12 protein-coding genes are annotated in these 14,322 nt (G+C 63.3%); 5 read left to right on the plus strand and 7 right to left on the minus strand.

Annotated features, from left to right (window positions below):
* Nucleotides 1-5: 5 nt before the first annotated feature.
* Genes N8H74_RS26100 through N8H74_RS26110 form a run of 3 tightly spaced genes read right to left on the minus strand, consistent with a single transcriptional unit; the run spans nucleotide 6 to nucleotide 4,136 of the window.
* Nucleotides 6-1,505, minus strand: a complete 1,500-nt coding sequence (locus tag N8H74_RS26100) for an efflux transporter outer membrane subunit (protein ID WP_262151416.1) — start codon at nucleotides 1,503-1,505, stop codon at nucleotides 6-8.
* Between the two features lie 19 nt (nucleotides 1,506-1,524).
* Nucleotides 1,525-3,000, minus strand: a complete 1,476-nt coding sequence (locus N8H74_RS26105; protein WP_262151418.1) for a DHA2 family efflux MFS transporter permease subunit — start codon at nucleotides 2,998-3,000, stop codon at nucleotides 1,525-1,527.
* On the minus strand, nucleotides 3,000-4,136 hold the full coding sequence (locus N8H74_RS26110) for an HlyD family secretion protein (RefSeq protein ID WP_262151420.1): 1,137 nt from the start codon (nucleotides 4,134-4,136) through the stop codon (nucleotides 3,000-3,002). Before N8H74_RS26110 ends, N8H74_RS26105 begins: the two co-directional genes overlap by 1 nt.
* Here N8H74_RS26110 and N8H74_RS26115 point away from each other — a divergent pair.
* From N8H74_RS26115 to mug, 3 genes are read left to right on the plus strand one after another with little or no spacing between them, the layout of a single operon-like run.
* Nucleotides 4,135-4,353, plus strand: coding sequence for a hypothetical protein (locus tag N8H74_RS26115; RefSeq protein WP_262151422.1), 219 nt, complete (start codon nucleotides 4,135-4,137; stop codon nucleotides 4,351-4,353). The two genes, N8H74_RS26110 and N8H74_RS26115, sit on opposite strands and share 2 nt — an antisense overlap.
* Before the next feature lie 34 nt (nucleotides 4,354-4,387).
* The gene (locus N8H74_RS26120; protein WP_262151424.1) at nucleotides 4,388-5,011 is read left to right on the plus strand and encodes a TetR/AcrR family transcriptional regulator; all 624 of its coding nucleotides are present in this window, start codon (nucleotides 4,388-4,390) and stop codon (nucleotides 5,009-5,011) included.
* An 8-nt stretch (nucleotides 5,012-5,019) separates the two neighbouring features.
* A complete protein-coding gene (gene mug, locus N8H74_RS26125; protein ID WP_262151426.1) occupies nucleotides 5,020-5,523 on the plus strand; it encodes a G/U mismatch-specific DNA glycosylase in 504 nt (167 codons plus the stop codon).
* Between the two features lie 88 nt (nucleotides 5,524-5,611).
* On the opposite strand, the gene N8H74_RS26130 is transcribed toward mug, so the two are convergent.
* From N8H74_RS26130 to N8H74_RS26140, 3 genes are all read right to left on the minus strand, one after another.
* Nucleotides 5,612-7,117, minus strand: coding sequence for an MBL fold metallo-hydrolase (locus N8H74_RS26130; protein ID WP_262151428.1), 1,506 nt, complete (start codon nucleotides 7,115-7,117; stop codon nucleotides 5,612-5,614).
* The gene (locus N8H74_RS26135; protein WP_262151430.1) at nucleotides 7,107-10,745 is read right to left on the minus strand and encodes a S8 family serine peptidase; all 3,639 of its coding nucleotides are present in this window, start codon (nucleotides 10,743-10,745) and stop codon (nucleotides 7,107-7,109) included. The genes N8H74_RS26130 and N8H74_RS26135 overlap by 11 nt, the downstream gene beginning before the upstream one ends.
* 75 nt (nucleotides 10,746-10,820) lie before the next feature.
* Nucleotides 10,821-11,474, minus strand: a complete 654-nt coding sequence (locus tag N8H74_RS26140; protein ID WP_262151432.1) for a TetR family transcriptional regulator — start codon at nucleotides 11,472-11,474, stop codon at nucleotides 10,821-10,823.
* 112 nt (nucleotides 11,475-11,586) lie between these two features.
* Here N8H74_RS26140 and N8H74_RS26145 point away from each other — a divergent pair, with 112 nt between their 5' ends.
* Nucleotides 11,587-12,243 carry a class I SAM-dependent methyltransferase gene (locus N8H74_RS26145; RefSeq protein WP_262151434.1) on the plus strand — a complete coding sequence of 219 codons (657 nt, stop codon included), beginning with the start codon at nucleotides 11,587-11,589 and terminating at the stop codon, nucleotides 12,241-12,243.
* 287 nt (nucleotides 12,244-12,530) lie between these two features.
* Here N8H74_RS26145 and N8H74_RS26150 read toward each other — a convergent pair whose 3' ends face one another.
* Complete coding sequence (locus N8H74_RS26150; RefSeq protein WP_262151436.1) at nucleotides 12,531-13,271, minus strand: SDR family oxidoreductase; 741 nt, start codon at nucleotides 13,269-13,271, stop codon at nucleotides 12,531-12,533.
* Nucleotides 13,272-13,369: 98 nt separating this feature from the next.
* Here N8H74_RS26150 and N8H74_RS26155 point away from each other — a divergent pair, with 98 nt between their 5' ends.
* Nucleotides 13,370-14,281 carry an AraC family transcriptional regulator gene (locus tag N8H74_RS26155; RefSeq protein ID WP_262151438.1) on the plus strand — a complete coding sequence of 304 codons (912 nt, stop codon included), beginning with the start codon at nucleotides 13,370-13,372 and terminating at the stop codon, nucleotides 14,279-14,281.
* Nucleotides 14,282-14,322 lie beyond the last annotated feature (41 nt).

The following is a 14,322-nucleotide window of genomic DNA, read 5'->3' on the forward strand; positions in this document are numbered from 1 at the left end:
CGTCGTTAAAGCGGTTGTTGATCGGTGGATGTCGAGGCCTCGCGGGCGGCCATTTTCTGCTCGAAGGCGCCGACAGAATTGCCGCCCAGCGCCACGAACAGGCGCACAGTGTCGAGGTAGCGCGCCGTCTTGACCTGGATCTGCCCGAGCAGCGCCTGCTCATAGGCGCGCTCGGCTTCCAGCACCTGAAGGATGCTGTTCTCGCCTTGGGCATAGGCCTGCTGGTTCAAGCGCAAGCTGGTTTCAGCGGCACGCAGGGCGTCGTCCTGGGCGAGGTTCTGCTCGGCGCCGTGGTTGATCGCCTGCAAGGTGTCCGCGACCTGCCCGAACGACTGAATCAGCGTTTGCTGGTAGCGGGCGAGGGAGGCGTTGTAGCCATCGACCGCCGCCTGGCGTTCAGCCTTGAGCGTGCCGCCGTTGAAGATCGGTGCGGTCAGCCCGGCAGCGAATCCCCAGAGCGCGGCGCCGCCATTGCCGGACGCGGCTTGCGCCAGCGAAGCGGACAGCTCGACATGCGGGTACAGATTGGCGGTCGCGACGCCGACCGCGGCGCTGGCGATGTGCAGTTCCGATTCGGCTTGCAGCACGTCCGGGCGGGTGTGGGCCATCTCCGAGGGCAGGCTGACCGCGATGTTCGACGGCAGGTTGAACTCGTCGAGGCTGAAGTCCGGTGCGATCCAGTCAGCCGGGCCTTTGCCGGCCAGGATCGACAGCGCATGCCGGGCCGCATCCCGCTGCTGGGCGAGGGGCGGCAGCAGCGTGCGATCCTGGGCGAGGCGGGTTTCGGCCAATGACACATCGATCTGGGTAGTCGTGCCGTGCTGCCGGGCCATCCGCACCAGGTCGAGGTTCTTCGTGTCGTTCGCCAGCAAGGTTTCCACGGCCTTGATCTGCGCGTTGGCAGAGGCGAGCAGCAAGGCCTGACTGGCAACGTCGCCGGTCAGCGTCAGGTACGCGGCCTCGTAGCGATGGGTTTGCAGTTCGGTCAGTGCCTGTTGCTCTTCGACCAGGCGTTTGTTGCCGCCGAACACGTCCAGGTCGAACGCGACCCTTGGGCCAATGGCGTAGAAGTTGTTGGCGGTTGGCTGCGGCCCGTTATGCGTGCGCTGGCGCCCGGCCTGCGCGCCGAAATCCACCTGCGGGTACAACGCACCTTCCGCCGCTGCGACGGAGGAGGCGGCCTGGCGGATGGTCGCGTCGGCGGCCACCAGTTCGAGGTTGCCGTCGATGGCGCGGCGCACCACCTGATCGAGTTTCGGCGAACGGAACGCTGACCACCAGTCACCGTTCAGCCGTTTGCCGAGGTCGATGTGCTGATTGCCGGGCGTGGTTTCGGTCGCGAGTTGCTGCTCGGCCTGCCGGTCGTAATGCTGCGACTTGCTGGCGATATCGGGGCGCTGGAAATCGGGGCCGACGGTGCAGGCGGACAACAACACCAGTGCCGCCAACAGGGTGATTTTCGTCGGCAACGCTGACCGACTGATAAAGCGCGTAGAAGATTTCATGTTCCGGACTCCACGAAAATTAGTTGGTCGCAACGGGTTTGCGCAGCAACAGCACCAGCGGGCTCACCACGAGCATCGCCACCAGCAAAATCTTGAACTGGCCCATCACCGCGATGAACGCCGCCTGGTGGGTGACCAGATGGTTGAGCCCCTCAAGCGCCGACAGCGAGGTTGGCAGCGCCTGGTGATAGGGCGTCAGGTTGCTGACCAGCGCCGAGTGCATCGCCTGGGTGTTGTTGAAGAAAAAGATCTGCACCACCGCCACGCCGAGCGTGCTGCCGTAGACGCGGATCAGGTTGAAAATGCCGGTGGCTTCGGGCCGCAGCTTCGGATCGAGCGTGCTGAACGCGACCTTGCTCAGGGCCGGCATCAAGATGCCCAGGCCAACCCCCTGAATGAATCCGGTGACCGCCACCGGCGTCCAGTCCATCAGCGGCGAGTAACCGAGCATCAACCAGTTGGCGTACGCCACCAGCGCCACGCCGAGGGCCACGAACAGCCGTGGATCGATCCACGCCGGTGCCCGACCCATCAGCAGGAACGCGCCCACCAGACCGACGCCGCGCGGAGCGGTCATGAAGCCGGTGGTGTCCGGCGGATAACCGAGGATTTCATCGAGCATCGGTGAGGTCAGGGCCATGGTCGACAGCAGCACGAAACCGAAGGCAAAGAAGATCGCGGTCGAGCACAGGAAGTTGCGGTCGGCGAACAACCCCTTGTTGATGAAGTGTGCCTTGCGGGTCAGCACATGGACGCTGAACAGGTACAACCCCAGTCCGCAGGCCAGCGCTTCGATCCAGATTTCCGGCGAGTCGAACCAGTCCATGCGCGCGCCCCGGTCGAGGAGCATTTGCAGGCCGATCATGCCCAGGGTGAAGCTGCCGAAACCGAAGAAGTCGAACGACGGGCGCGGATCGGCTTTTTTCTCGGCGAGCAGCAGGCTGACCACCATGAAGATGTACGCGGTCAGCGGCAGGCTGAGGTAGAACATCGGCCGCCAGTCGAAATACTCGCAGATCCAGCCGCCGAGACTCGGGCCGCTGACGATGCCCAACAGCACCAGCGCGGTCCATTTCGGGCCGAAGGCCGGGCGACGCTCGGCGGGCAGCGTTTCCATGGCAATCGCCATCGACAGCGGCGCCAGAATGCCGGCCGCCAGGCCTTGCAGGACACGCGCACCGATAAACTCCAGCGGCGTCGCGGCCAGGGTGCCGAGCCACAGACCGAGGGCGAACAGGGCGAGCGCGCTCTGGTAGACACGCTTCAGGCCAAAGCGTCCGGCCAACCATTGCGCCACCGGCGTGGTGATCGCGCTGGCAGCCAGGTAGGCGGTGAAAATCCACCCGGCCTGGTCGTCGGTCATCGACAGGCTGCCTTGAATCAGGCGCAACGCAGCGTTCGGCAACGGCAGATTGGCCGACTGCATGTATGTGGCGAGCAGGGCGACCAGGCGCAACGAGCGCGCATCGGCCGCCGTGGCGGTGTGGGTGTTCATCACGAGTCACCGGCGGTCAGCAACGACTTGAGCGGATGCCACCAGGGCGTGCGATGCCCGGTGTCGATGGTGACCGTGGCGCTGGTGCCGGAGAACAACTGCACCGTTGGATCGAGTTCGTCCAGCTCGAGCCGCACCGGAACCCGCTGCACCACTTTTACCCAGTTGCCGGTGGCGTTTTCCGGCGGCAGCAGGGCGAAGTCGGAACCGGCGCCGGGGCTCATGCTGGTCACGTGCGCCTTGAACCGGCGATCCGGGTAGGTGTCGATGGCGATGGTCGCGGTCTGTCCGGGGCGCATGTGGGTGAGTTGGGTTTCGCGGAAGTTGGCTTCGACCCAGATGTCCCGCTCGGAGATCAGCGCAAAGGCGGGCGCGCCGTTGTTGACGTAGTTGCCAACCTGCAAATCATCGACTTTGGCGACGATGCCGTCGTCCGGCGCCCTGACCGTCGCGTAGGACAGGTAGAGCCTGGCTTCGTCGAGCTGCGCCCTGGCCTCGCGCACGGTTGGATGATTGTCGATCGCGATGTCCGGATCGCCATTCAACGCAACGACGGTGCTGGCGATCTGTTGTTCGATCGCGGCAATGTGCTGCCGCGAGACTTTGAGGTCGGTTTCCGCACGCTCGTAAATCGCCTTCGAAACGAACTCGGTGGCGACCAGCGCTTTCTTGCGCGCGAACTCTTTCTGGTCGTAATCCGCCGACGCTTTCGCCGATTGCAGCTCGGCCTGTTGCTGGCGGTAGCTGGCCTTGAGGCCATCGATTCGCAAGCGGGCATTGCCCAGTTGCGCTTCGGCGCGGTCGACGGCGATCTGCAACGGGGCAGGGTCGATGCGGAACAGGATCTGACCCTTGCGCACCGGCTGGTTGTCCTCGACGGCGATCTCGACCACTTGTCCGGAAATCCGCGCGTTGATAGAGGCCTTGGCCACCCGGGCGTAGGCGTTGTCGGTGGAAACGAACGGCTCGTTGGCCAGGTAATGGCTGTAGCCGACGGCGGCAAAAATCGCCGGGACGCCGGCCATCAGCAGCGGTCGCAGTTTCTGCCTGAGGGGCTTTTTCGGTGGGGCGTCGGCCAGGGTCGGGCCTGGGTGTGGGTTGGCTTTTGTCGCTGAGAGATCGAAGGGCTGGGTCATGATCGAATCCACCTGTAACCGGGAAATCGGGCCGACCTGTGCAAGCGGCCCGGACGTCATTCATTGCGGTGAAAAAACAAGCCGAGTGCGGTGGTGGAGGATTGCTCCGCTGCCGCTGTTTCGTCGTCGCCAGACCCGGTTCGAGCTCCGCTACAACAAACCTGCCTATCAAGGAATTTTTGGTTCCTTAATTTTGTGCGATGGTGTAAGAATATGAGCGACCCCACGTTCCTGCAAGGATTAAATGCGAGATGGCACAAAATAAACCGACAGAAGGAAAAGGCCGCGGCCGCCCGCGTGCCTACGATCCGCAGACCGCGTTGCAACAGGCGCTCGGGGTGTTCTGGAATACCGGCTACTCCGCCGCTTCGCTGGACAGCATCGCCAGCGCGGCCGGGATGAACCGTCCCAGCCTGTATGCCGCGTTCGGTGATAAACATGCGCTGTACATCAAGGCGCTTGACCAATATTGGGAAACCGCCCACGCCGCCATGCAGGCGGCGTTGAAAGACAGCAGCCTGACTCTGGAGCAGGCGCTGAGCGCTTTTTACGAAGGTCAGTTGGCGATCTATTTCTCGGGTGACGGCCAGCCGCGCGGCTGTTTTGCGATCGGCACGGCGACCACCGAAGCGGTCGAGGATCCGGAGATTCGCCAGGTGCTGTCCTTGCGGCTCAGCCAGCTCGATGCCGATCTGCAAACGCGTCTGCAACTGGCGATCGACGCCGGCGAGCTGAAAGCCGATGCCGACCTCGCCGCGCTGGCGGTGCTTGCGTCGTCCCTTTTGCACAGCATTTCGATCCGCGCACGGGCCGGTAAGTCCCGCGAGGAGCTGGCAGCACTGGCGCGCAGCGCCGTCAGCGTCATCTGTGGGTGATGGCGTCCATGGCAGCGCTTGAAGACATTCTGGCGGACGGTCTGTCCGTGGTTTTCTGCGGGATCAACCCCGGACTGCTCGCAGCGGAGCAGGGACATCACTTTGCCGGGCGAGGTAATCGCTTCTGGCGCACGCTGCATCTGGCCGGGTTCACGCCGCAGGAAGTGCGGCCGGAAGAGGATCGGTCAATCCTGCAATACGGCTGCGGATTGACCGCCGTGGTGGAACGACCGACCGCGCGAGCGGATCAGTTATCGGCGAATGAATTCACGGCGGCGGCCGCGAGCTTCGAGCACAAGATCGCCCGCTGTGCGCCGCGCTTTGTGGCATTTCTGGGCAAGGCGGCGTATGCCGGATTGTCCGGGCAGAAAGTGCTCCAGTGGGGGCCTCAGGCGCAGACGTTTGGCGGTGCACAGGTGTGGATTCTGCCCAATCCCAGTGGGCGTAATCTGGCGTTCAATCTGGAGCAACTGGTGGCGGCGTATCGAGCGCTTTATCTGGCGGCGAACTGACGCAAGCGCCGTGGACGGCAAATGCCTCGGGCCGGCGGCTCATCCAGGGATGATTCCGCCGGGGCTCGCTCAGGGCGACCTTGCGACGCTACGCAACATCAAACTCAACCCACGTCCGCCGCTGGTCGCCGCCCTTGCCCACGAACCCCACCCGAACCGCCTGAATGGACCCGGACGGTGTCGCAAAGGGCGCCTGGCCTGCCAGCAGTTTCGGGTCGTCAGCGCGAATGACGCGCGGGCCGCACTGGGCATCCAGTGCCGTCAGGAGCGAGTGATACGGCATTTCGCCCCAATGCACGTTCTCCGCGTCGGCCTTGTTCGTGGGGATGAAGGCGGTGAGGTCCTTGCTCGTCATCAGCTCAAGGCCTTTGGCCTTGGCCGTCGCGTTCTCGCTGCCGTGATGGCCGACCTTGTAGTAGACGGTTCGGTTCAGCAGGTCCGGGCCGGTCACGGTGATTTCTTCCGACATCTTCCAGTTCGCGTCCTGCCAGCTCAGCCAGTTGCCAATCTGCGCGTCGGCGGCGAAGAGGAAAACCCGGCCGGTGTCGACGATCTCGAAGGCGAGCACCAGGCTGGTGTTGTTGATCTTGTTGTCGAGCTGCATCGCCAGCGAGCCGGCGGAACTGAGCCAGTCGTAGTCGATCCGCCGCCACGCCTGATTGGTCTCATTGGCGTCGGTGGTGCGCACGCGTTTTTTCGAGGCGATCAGTGGCGCCCGCTCACTCGGGCCGTAGTAGTGCAAGTACGCGAATTCGGCAGGCCCCTTGGGCGGCTTGACCACACGCGAGATGCCGTTGAGTGGAGTGCCCAGGCTGGGGTCGAACGGTGCTGTCAGGTCGGTGAAGTCGCTAGTGGAGGCCGCTGCGGCGAACGCGCTGGAGAGCGTGTCGGCAATGCGCAGGCCGTTTTCGTCGCTGGACATCGCGTAGCGCTCGCCCACGCGGTCCACGATGTTGAAATAGTCCGGGTTGCGCGACGGCGCGAGAACGTAGGCACGTATCGCGCAGGCGCTGGGAATGTCGAGCGGCGCTTGCGCGGGCTCCAGGTATTTGATGGCTTTTTTGGCGAGCCCGGCAGCCGTATCTCGCATGCCGCGTACCGTTTCGCCCTGGGCGCCGAAGCTGAATGCCAGGAGTTCGTCGATGCCTTCGCGCAGCGGTGCGGCCGACTTTGCCTCGTCCAGGTGCGCCACACTATGCAACTGGCGGCTGGCGCCTGAGAGCGCACTCAGTGCTTGCTGCTTGAATTTGTCGAGTTTTTGCGCGTCGGGATCGGTCGGCGACTCCGTCCAGGCCATCCACACTTCGTCGATATGGAAATCGGAAAACCGGTTCGCCGATGCCCTGAACGCCGAAATGTGGTCAGTGTGTTCGTGGGTCAGCACCAGCACATCGATTTGACCCTTGGTCACCGCAAACACGTCGGCGACGATGTCGTCGATGATTTGCGACCCGCCCTTGATGGACGTGTGAATCCCGCAATCGATGAGCATCCAGTAAGGGCTTTTGTCGGCCTTCTCGAAACGCAGCAAATGGCAGTCACCGATGCCTTGGCAATAGTGGCGAATGGTGAAGCCCGGGTTCTTATTGGGCATGGCCGAACCCTCCGTTGTGTGAGTGCAGGAGCGCAAACGGCTCACTCGGGGTGGTCGCAAAGTAGAGCGCTTGCAGCGCCCCCATGGAACCGCTGGACGCCTGCTGCCGTTGCCGGGCCAGACGGCTGTCGCTGCCACTGTTCTTGACGATGGCGTAACGGACTTCGCAATCGTTCTTGCGCGGGTCCAGAATCAGCGTCGTGCCGCCCCTGAACCACATCTGCGGGCCGTCAGGGTCATTCGGGTCAACCGGGACGCGACGGCGTTGCAGGATCGTCGCCACCACCTCGATCTGGAAGCCGCCATCGGGCGTCACACGGCGCGCCGGGCGAACGCTGGGCACGTCGAAGGTGGTTTCGCCGGGGGCTGCGGGACCCACAATCACCCCATCCGAGGAGTATTTCGGCACATCGGGAAGCAAGCCGAACTCCACGCACAGTTCCGGGTTCTTTTTCAGCAGATCCGAGAGACGTCTCCACAGTTTCCAGCGATTTTCTTCGTTGAGCCTCTGGACGGCCTCGCGATCAAGCTTGAGATCCCAGCCAAAGTCGAGGTCTGCCACCAATCCCGCCAGCCACTGCGGTTTTGAATTGACCAGCGTGCCCCAGGCCAGCGATTCCTCCGACACCGTGCGCACGTCGCGCGGCAGCAGATTGCGTTTGCGGAAAGCGTCCATGAAGGCGACGCGGTAGTGGAACCGGTCCACGGCGACCAGGTCGATATCGGCGGTGATGAGCGCGCGCAGATACTCGCCAAAGGTGATATCGACCGCGGGGCAGTAATCCAGCGCGCGGATGCAGATGCGCAGCACATGGCGGGCAGTCTTGCAGGTTTCCTCCGTCAGCCGTTCCACCAGGTCATGGGGCAGGGCGCCCTTGGGCAGCAGACCGGTGCCGTTGGTGGCGATACGGATAAGATCGGCGGTGCGGCGGTCGACGATGCTGAGGAACGCCTCGTACACCGCCGACACCAGGATCGAGCCTCGGTCGTGCATTTCCATGTCGTCGGGATACTTGGGCTTCGGGCCTTTGGCGAGATAGTCGCGCAACGGGCCGCCACGGTTGGTGCCCTCGCCGAACTGTTTGGCCAACGCGCCGAGCAGGCGGGCGGCGTCCATCACCCCATGCGCCTGACGCACCTGAAAACGCACCAGCTCGGGAATCGAGAAGTGCTGGAAAAGCGCCACGATGTCGGCGAAGGCCTCGTGGAAGGCCGGCACGTCCGGGTTCGAAGCATCCTGGAAGCGACGGTGCAAACCGTCCAGCAGCGCGTGGGACATTTCGTGGGCAATGATGTCGCTGGACAGGCACGAGAACACCATCGTGCCGCCGGGCGTGGCACCGGTCGGGTCGGCCTGCGACTGGAAGTAGCCGAACAGCAGCGCCACTTTGTCCGGGCTGTAATAGGCGTTGTCAGTGCGCAGGGCATGGGGGTAGATGCGCAAGCGCCGCACCGTGTAAGGCTTGAACTCCACCTGGCCCTTGCTGTTGGTGGATGTTGCCCAGCGTGCGGCCCAGAGCACCCGCCGGCCAAGGGCTTCCTCGAAGTTCTTGATGGTCTTCATGGCCACCGCGTAGACCATCTGCTGATGGAACTCCGGATTGCCTTCGGAGGGCGGCCATCCATCTTGAGCCAACAGTTTTGGCTCGTTGAGGTTGACCGGATCGTAGAGACGATTGGACGCCGGATCGACATCGACGATCTCAAGGTACTCGCCGACCGGGCCGGGCTTGAGGTCTTCCTCCCACGGGACGTTGATGACCGTCTCGTTGATCTCCACAGAACTCAATGTCTTGGCGATGGAGGGGTCCAGAGCGTACACCCGCAAACGTCGCGGCGGCGTGGGCAGCACTTTGGCCTTGCGTTCGATTTGTGATCCCGAGGGAATCGCGACAGGGCCGACGCCTGCGGCGGCCTGCTTGCGACCCAGTTGCTGCTCGAGGAAGGCCTTCAACGGCGCCGATGGATTGCCCGAGTCGAGTGCCGCTTCCAGATAGCGGCTGCGCAGGGACGCCGCCACGCCGGTGGCGGCGTCGTTGTCCGGGATCGCCTCGTCCACCTGTCGATTGATCTGTGCCATCTGGGTCAATTCAAGCGCAAACATTTCAAGTGTCGCCGGCGTCTGTCCAGCGGCGAGACTGACACCGCCGACGCCGAAGATCAGGTTGATCCAGCCCCAGCTGGGTTCGGCTTTTGACGTCTTCTTGAGATTGGCGGCGGCAGGGGGGGCGATCTGCAGCAATGCGTCGGCCTGTAGCACCCCTCGTCCAATTTTCTCGAGCGTTTCACCTTTGCCCATGACCGCCGTCGTTTGTCGCGCAGACTGAAACAGCGCCCAACGCGCAGCCTCGACACGCATCCACGGCTCGGGGTACGCCGCGAGGGCCTGAGCATGTTTGGCCATCCACAGCGCGACGGCAGCGGCCAGTTGCGGGGTGGCCGATGAGGTGCCCGCGCCGTCCATGCTGACGAGTTTGCCGCACCCGAACTCCGCCCACGGCACGTTGGGCGTGAAAGCGCCCATTGCCGTCTGCATTTTCGACGCTGGCCCATAGTTGCCCTGCATGGTGCGCAGGCTGAGGCCGGCGTAGGCCCGGCCGTCAGCCATCACGCCGCAGGCTGCAAGGACACGCTGGAAGCGTGCCGGGAACACGATGGAACCCGGGGTCGGCAGCTTGGCGTAGTTGTTGCCCGCTGCGGTGACCATGAACAGGCCACGCTCATAGGCCAGATTGACCGCGTCGGCGAGGGCGCGAGACGTCAGGCCGCCCATGCTCATCGACAGTACATGCGCGCCCTGATCCACCGCGTACTGGAAGCCCTGAACCATGGTGCTGGTCGAGAATCGCACCACCCAGTCGGCAATGCGTATCGGGATCACCGTCGCGTGAGGGGCGCCGCCGACGAAGCCGCTGAAGCCTTTTCCGGCCGGAACGTTGGTGATCTGATTGCCGGCCAGCAGGCTCAGCGTGGCGTGCCCATGGCCCTGGTTGCGAATGGCGTTCCAGCCGTCCGGCGTGCGGTCGGTGGCATCATTGAGCCGGCCCGGATCTCGAAAGTTGCGCTGATTCAGCAGGTCCAGATTTAGCGGCAAACTGGCGTGCTTGGGGTCATAGCCGGTGTCGAGATGAGCAATCTTGATGGCCTGCTGCTGGGCCGGGGTGACATTGTTCCGTGCATTGCCAAGCTGTGAGTACTGATTTTGCAGATGCCAGTCGTCGCCGGCAGTGGCGACAGCTTTTTCGCCCGAACCGTCCTGAGGATGAAAGGTGCAGGCCGCTGCGGCCGCCAAGGCTTGTGCCCCCGGTGTCTGCTCGGTAAACCAGGTTTGCTCGGTGTCCGGCTCGATGAACTCGATCGGCGTGCCGCCACCCGCTGCGGCGGCGAAGGCTGCCCCTTGGGCGAGCATGGCATGGGCGGCGTCCCAAGGATTGGCCGCTGGCGGCAGCGGCGCGCGATACCAGGTTGAACCGTGCGCGGCCGCCATGCCTGCCGCGCCGGCCGGGGCCGGTGGAGCGGGGATTTTCAGGATTTCCTCAAGGGGCGGGCCGCCGACGGCTGCTGCGAGTCCCTGATTCTGTCCTGCGCTTAAGCTCCCGCGGATCTTGACCAGCAGTGCCTTTCCCATCGCTCTTCTCCCTGTGTGCGTTGAGTCATCCTAGCGCACTGGAGGAGGATTGATGGCTGAATGCCTTCAAAATTTCTACCGTTCATCTTTGGGCATTTTCGGCTGCGCGAGCGCAACGACATACGCCTGAAACATATCCGCCATCCCGTCGGCACAAAGCGCAATTTCCTCCTCGCTGCGCGGGGTTCCCGAGAAGTCCTTGCCCACTGAACTGAGCGTCCTCAGGATCAGATCGCAGGCCAGCGCGCGGGTCGGATCGCTGGCCTCGGGCAGCAATTGGAGGATGAACGTTTCAAAGATCTGCTTGCCGGCCGCGCGCACCTCGTGAGCCTCGGGCGCATCGCGGTAGAGCGGGGCGGAGTCGTGCAGCGCGCCGCGCATCTGTGCTTCTTCGCACTCTGATCGGATAAAGGCATGCACCAGCGTGCGCAGGCGATCCAGCGGCGGCTCTTCAAGGTTTTCCAGAATCCGCCGCAGCATGGCGGTGGTCTCCAGCCATTCATCGCTCTGCAAGCGGAACAGGATCGCGGCCTTGTTGGGGAAATACTGGTACAGCGAACCGATACTCACCCCAGCCTTTTCCGCGACGCGGGCGGTGGTGAAACGGGCGGCGCCTTCCTTGGCCAAAACCTGAGTAGCCGCTTGCAGAATCGCCCCGACCAACTCCGTGGAGCGCGCCTGCTGCGGCTGTTTGCGTGAGGAAATACGGGCGTTCTGGCGCTCTGTCATGGGGGACTCGGAGGTTGGGGGAGAACGCGAATAGCGAAGGCGATGAATCACTCGCATCATTTAAATGCGACGAATTGCTCGCATCTTAGTCCCCAATCGACGGAAAGCAATCATGACGACTTTGACCACTGAGCCCCTGGCGACCCTGATCGAACGCCTCTACACCCAGGCCAGCGCCGCCACCAGCCCGGTGCTGAACACGGTGTCGCACGAAGAGCGCGAACGCCTGATGCACAGCAAAACCGAATACCGCGAACTCTACGCCATGCTCAAAGACCTGTGGCTGCCGGTCTCCCGCGACACCGGCAAGCTGCTCTACATGCTGGCTCGCAGCACCAAAGCCAAAGCCATCGTCGAATTCGGCACCTCGTTCGGCCTCTCGACCCTGCACCTGGCGGCGGCCCTGCGCGACAACGGCGGTGGCGTGCTGATCGGCAGCGAATTCGAACCCTCGAAGATCGCCCTGGCGCGCAAACACTTCGTGGAGGGCGGCGTCAGCGATCTGATTGAAGTTCGCGAAGGCGATGCGCTGGTGACACTCGCCAGCCACCTGCCGGAGACCGTCGACCTGCTCCTGCTGGACGGCGCCAAGGCGTTGTACGGCGATGTGCTGGGCCTGGTGGAAAAACACCTGCGCCCCGGCGCACTGGTGGTGGCGGACAACACCGACTACTGCCCGGAATATCTGGCCCATGTGCGGGCGCCGGGGAACGGGTACGTGTCGGTGCCGTTTGCTGATGATATTGAGGTGTCGATGCGGTTGGGGTGAGGCGTGCTTTGGTGGGGCCACCGATTCGGTGGCTCCCCGCTGCGGGCATGCTTTCTTCCTGAAAAAACGCCCAAGGGTTTGGCGCGTCCTGGATGTTTAGGGCGGCTTACTGCCTTGGGCGGGATGTGGGCAGCGTAGGTCGCCACAACGAAACGATAGAGCTTGAAGAATCGCCCGACAAGGTGACACTTTCCGGTGAGTTTGTAGGTAATGACGCAGGGATGTGTAGCCTTGATCTGTCATGCATTTCTCGGGCGATCAGCGCTCGATTGAGTCGCTGACGAGATCTATCGCAACCCACTCAACGCAATCGCGTCAGCCCCCGCCGGGAAGCGAAGCTGTCCCGACACATCGTTCGCGGCGCGCCAAACCGCCTCCGCCACATCACTCTCGGTGGTGATCGGCGAGGTCCCCAGCGAACTGAAGATCTGTTGCGCAATCGGCACGTAAGCCTCTGGAATCAATCCCGCCATGCGCGCTTCTCCGTTGGCGGTGAATCGTGTCGTGGGTGCATAACCCGGTTCGACCAGTTTCACCTGGATGTTGAGCGGCGCAAGCTCCAGCGCGAGTGAACCGCTGAAACCCTCGATCGCCTGTTTGCTGGCCGTGTAGGTCGCGACCATCGGCATCGGGGCAAGTGTTGCACTGGAGGTGACATTGATTACCACGCCGCCACGACGGGCGCAGAACTGTGGCAGAACCGCCTGAGTCAGGGCCATCACCCCGAAAGTATTGGTTTCGAACAGCTCACGGGTGGTGGTCATCGGGGTGGCTTCGAAGGCGCCGAACAGACCGATCCCGGCGTTATTGACCAACACATCGAGGGGGCCGCTCGTTTCCAGTGCGGCGCGAATACTTTCAGGCTCGGTGACATCCAGGGCCAGGACGCGCAAGCGATCGGAGCGGGGCAGCAGGTCTTCGCGCGGTGCGCGCATCGTGGCAATCACATTCCAGCCTTGCGCGAGAAAGTGACGTGCAGTCTCCAGGCCATAGCCAGAGGAGCAACCGGTGATCAGAACAGTCTTCATGGGGGCATTTCCAGGTAGGTCAGGTAGCGGCTACGATAACGGCGCCTGGCGAGACCCCCCCATAATCACAAGTCCACTATTCATTCGCGAAAGTCCCTATGAGCGATCCTCTGTCCGATGTCATCACGTTGCTCAAACCTCGCGCGGTGTTCTCCAAGGGCATCAGCGGCGCCGGACGGTGGGCGGTGCGCTACTCGGCGTTTGGCTTGCCGAGCTTTTGCGCGGTGCTGGAGGGGAGCTGTCTGCTGGCCGTGGACGATCAACCGGTTCTCACGCTGGAGGCGGGTGACTTCCTGTTGTTACCCAGAACGCCCGCGTTCACGATGTCCGGTTTCGATCCCGTCGAGCCGCTGCACATTCAGCCACTCAAAGCGGTCACGCCGATCGACGAGGTTCGCCATGGCGATCTCGACGCGCCAGCCGACGTGCGTTTGCTCGGAGGCCATTTTGTCTTTGAATCCCCCGATGCCACCCTGCTGGCGCAAATGCTGCCTGCGCGCTTGCATGTGCGGGACAGGGAGCGCCTGACGACGCTGGTTCGCTTCGTGCGTGAGGAGTCCATGGGGCAGGGCGCCGGGCGTGAGTTGATCCTGACTCGCCTCGTGGAAATGCTGCTGATCGAAGCATTACGCGCGACACCCGAAGCGGAGGCGCCACCAGGGCTGATTCGCGGCCTGGCCGACCCGCGTCTGGCGAAAGTCCTGCAACAGATGCACGGCGACATCGCGTGCCCGTGGACCGTGCCGCAGCTGGCAAAGATTGCTGCGCTGTCGCGCTCTGCGTTCTTCAAGCGTTTCAATCACACCCTCGGCCAAGCCCCCATGGAATATCTGCTGGCCTGGCGAATGGCCGTCGCCAAGGACCTACTGCGCGGCTCGGCGGCGGGCATGATCGAAGTGGCCGAGCGAGTCGGCTACAGCTCGGCCAGCGCATTCAGTACGGCATTCAGCCGACACATGGGCGTATCGCCCAGCCATTACCGGAGCGAAGGGGGCAGGGCTTTGGCTTAGCGCTGAGAAAGCTGCGTTGGCGAAATTGCAAGATCAACGCG

It is taken from the genome of Pseudomonas sp. B2M1-30, from assembly GCF_025447575.1.
GTDB lineage: Bacteria > Pseudomonadota > Gammaproteobacteria > Pseudomonadales > Pseudomonadaceae > Aquipseudomonas > Aquipseudomonas botevensis.

Coding starts and splice junctions, on each gene's coding strand:
- N8H74_RS26115 (WP_262151422.1), top strand. CDS start 4,135: ATGATCGAATCCACCTGTAACCGGGAAATCGGGCCGACCTGTGCAAGC.
- N8H74_RS26135 (WP_262151430.1), bottom strand. CDS start 10,745: ATGGGAAAGGCACTGCTGGTCAAGATCCGCGGGAGCTTAAGCGCAGGA.
- N8H74_RS26130 (WP_262151428.1), bottom strand. CDS start 7,117: ATGCCCAATAAGAACCCGGGCTTCACCATTCGCCACTATTGCCAAGGC.
- N8H74_RS26150 (WP_262151436.1), bottom strand. CDS start 13,271: ATGAAGACTGTTCTGATCACCGGTTGCTCCTCTGGCTATGGCCTGGAG.
- N8H74_RS26110 (WP_262151420.1), bottom strand. CDS start 4,136: ATGACCCAGCCCTTCGATCTCTCAGCGACAAAAGCCAACCCACACCCA.
- N8H74_RS26140 (WP_262151432.1), bottom strand. CDS start 11,474: ATGACAGAGCGCCAGAACGCCCGTATTTCCTCACGCAAACAGCCGCAG.
- N8H74_RS26155 (WP_262151438.1), top strand. CDS start 13,370: ATGAGCGATCCTCTGTCCGATGTCATCACGTTGCTCAAACCTCGCGCG.
- mug (WP_262151426.1), top strand. CDS start 5,020: ATGGCAGCGCTTGAAGACATTCTGGCGGACGGTCTGTCCGTGGTTTTC.
- N8H74_RS26100 (WP_262151416.1), bottom strand. CDS start 1,505: ATGAAATCTTCTACGCGCTTTATCAGTCGGTCAGCGTTGCCGACGAAA.
- N8H74_RS26145 (WP_262151434.1), top strand. CDS start 11,587: ATGACGACTTTGACCACTGAGCCCCTGGCGACCCTGATCGAACGCCTC.
- N8H74_RS26105 (WP_262151418.1), bottom strand. CDS start 3,000: ATGAACACCCACACCGCCACGGCGGCCGATGCGCGCTCGTTGCGCCTG.
- N8H74_RS26120 (WP_262151424.1), top strand. CDS start 4,388: ATGGCACAAAATAAACCGACAGAAGGAAAAGGCCGCGGCCGCCCGCGT.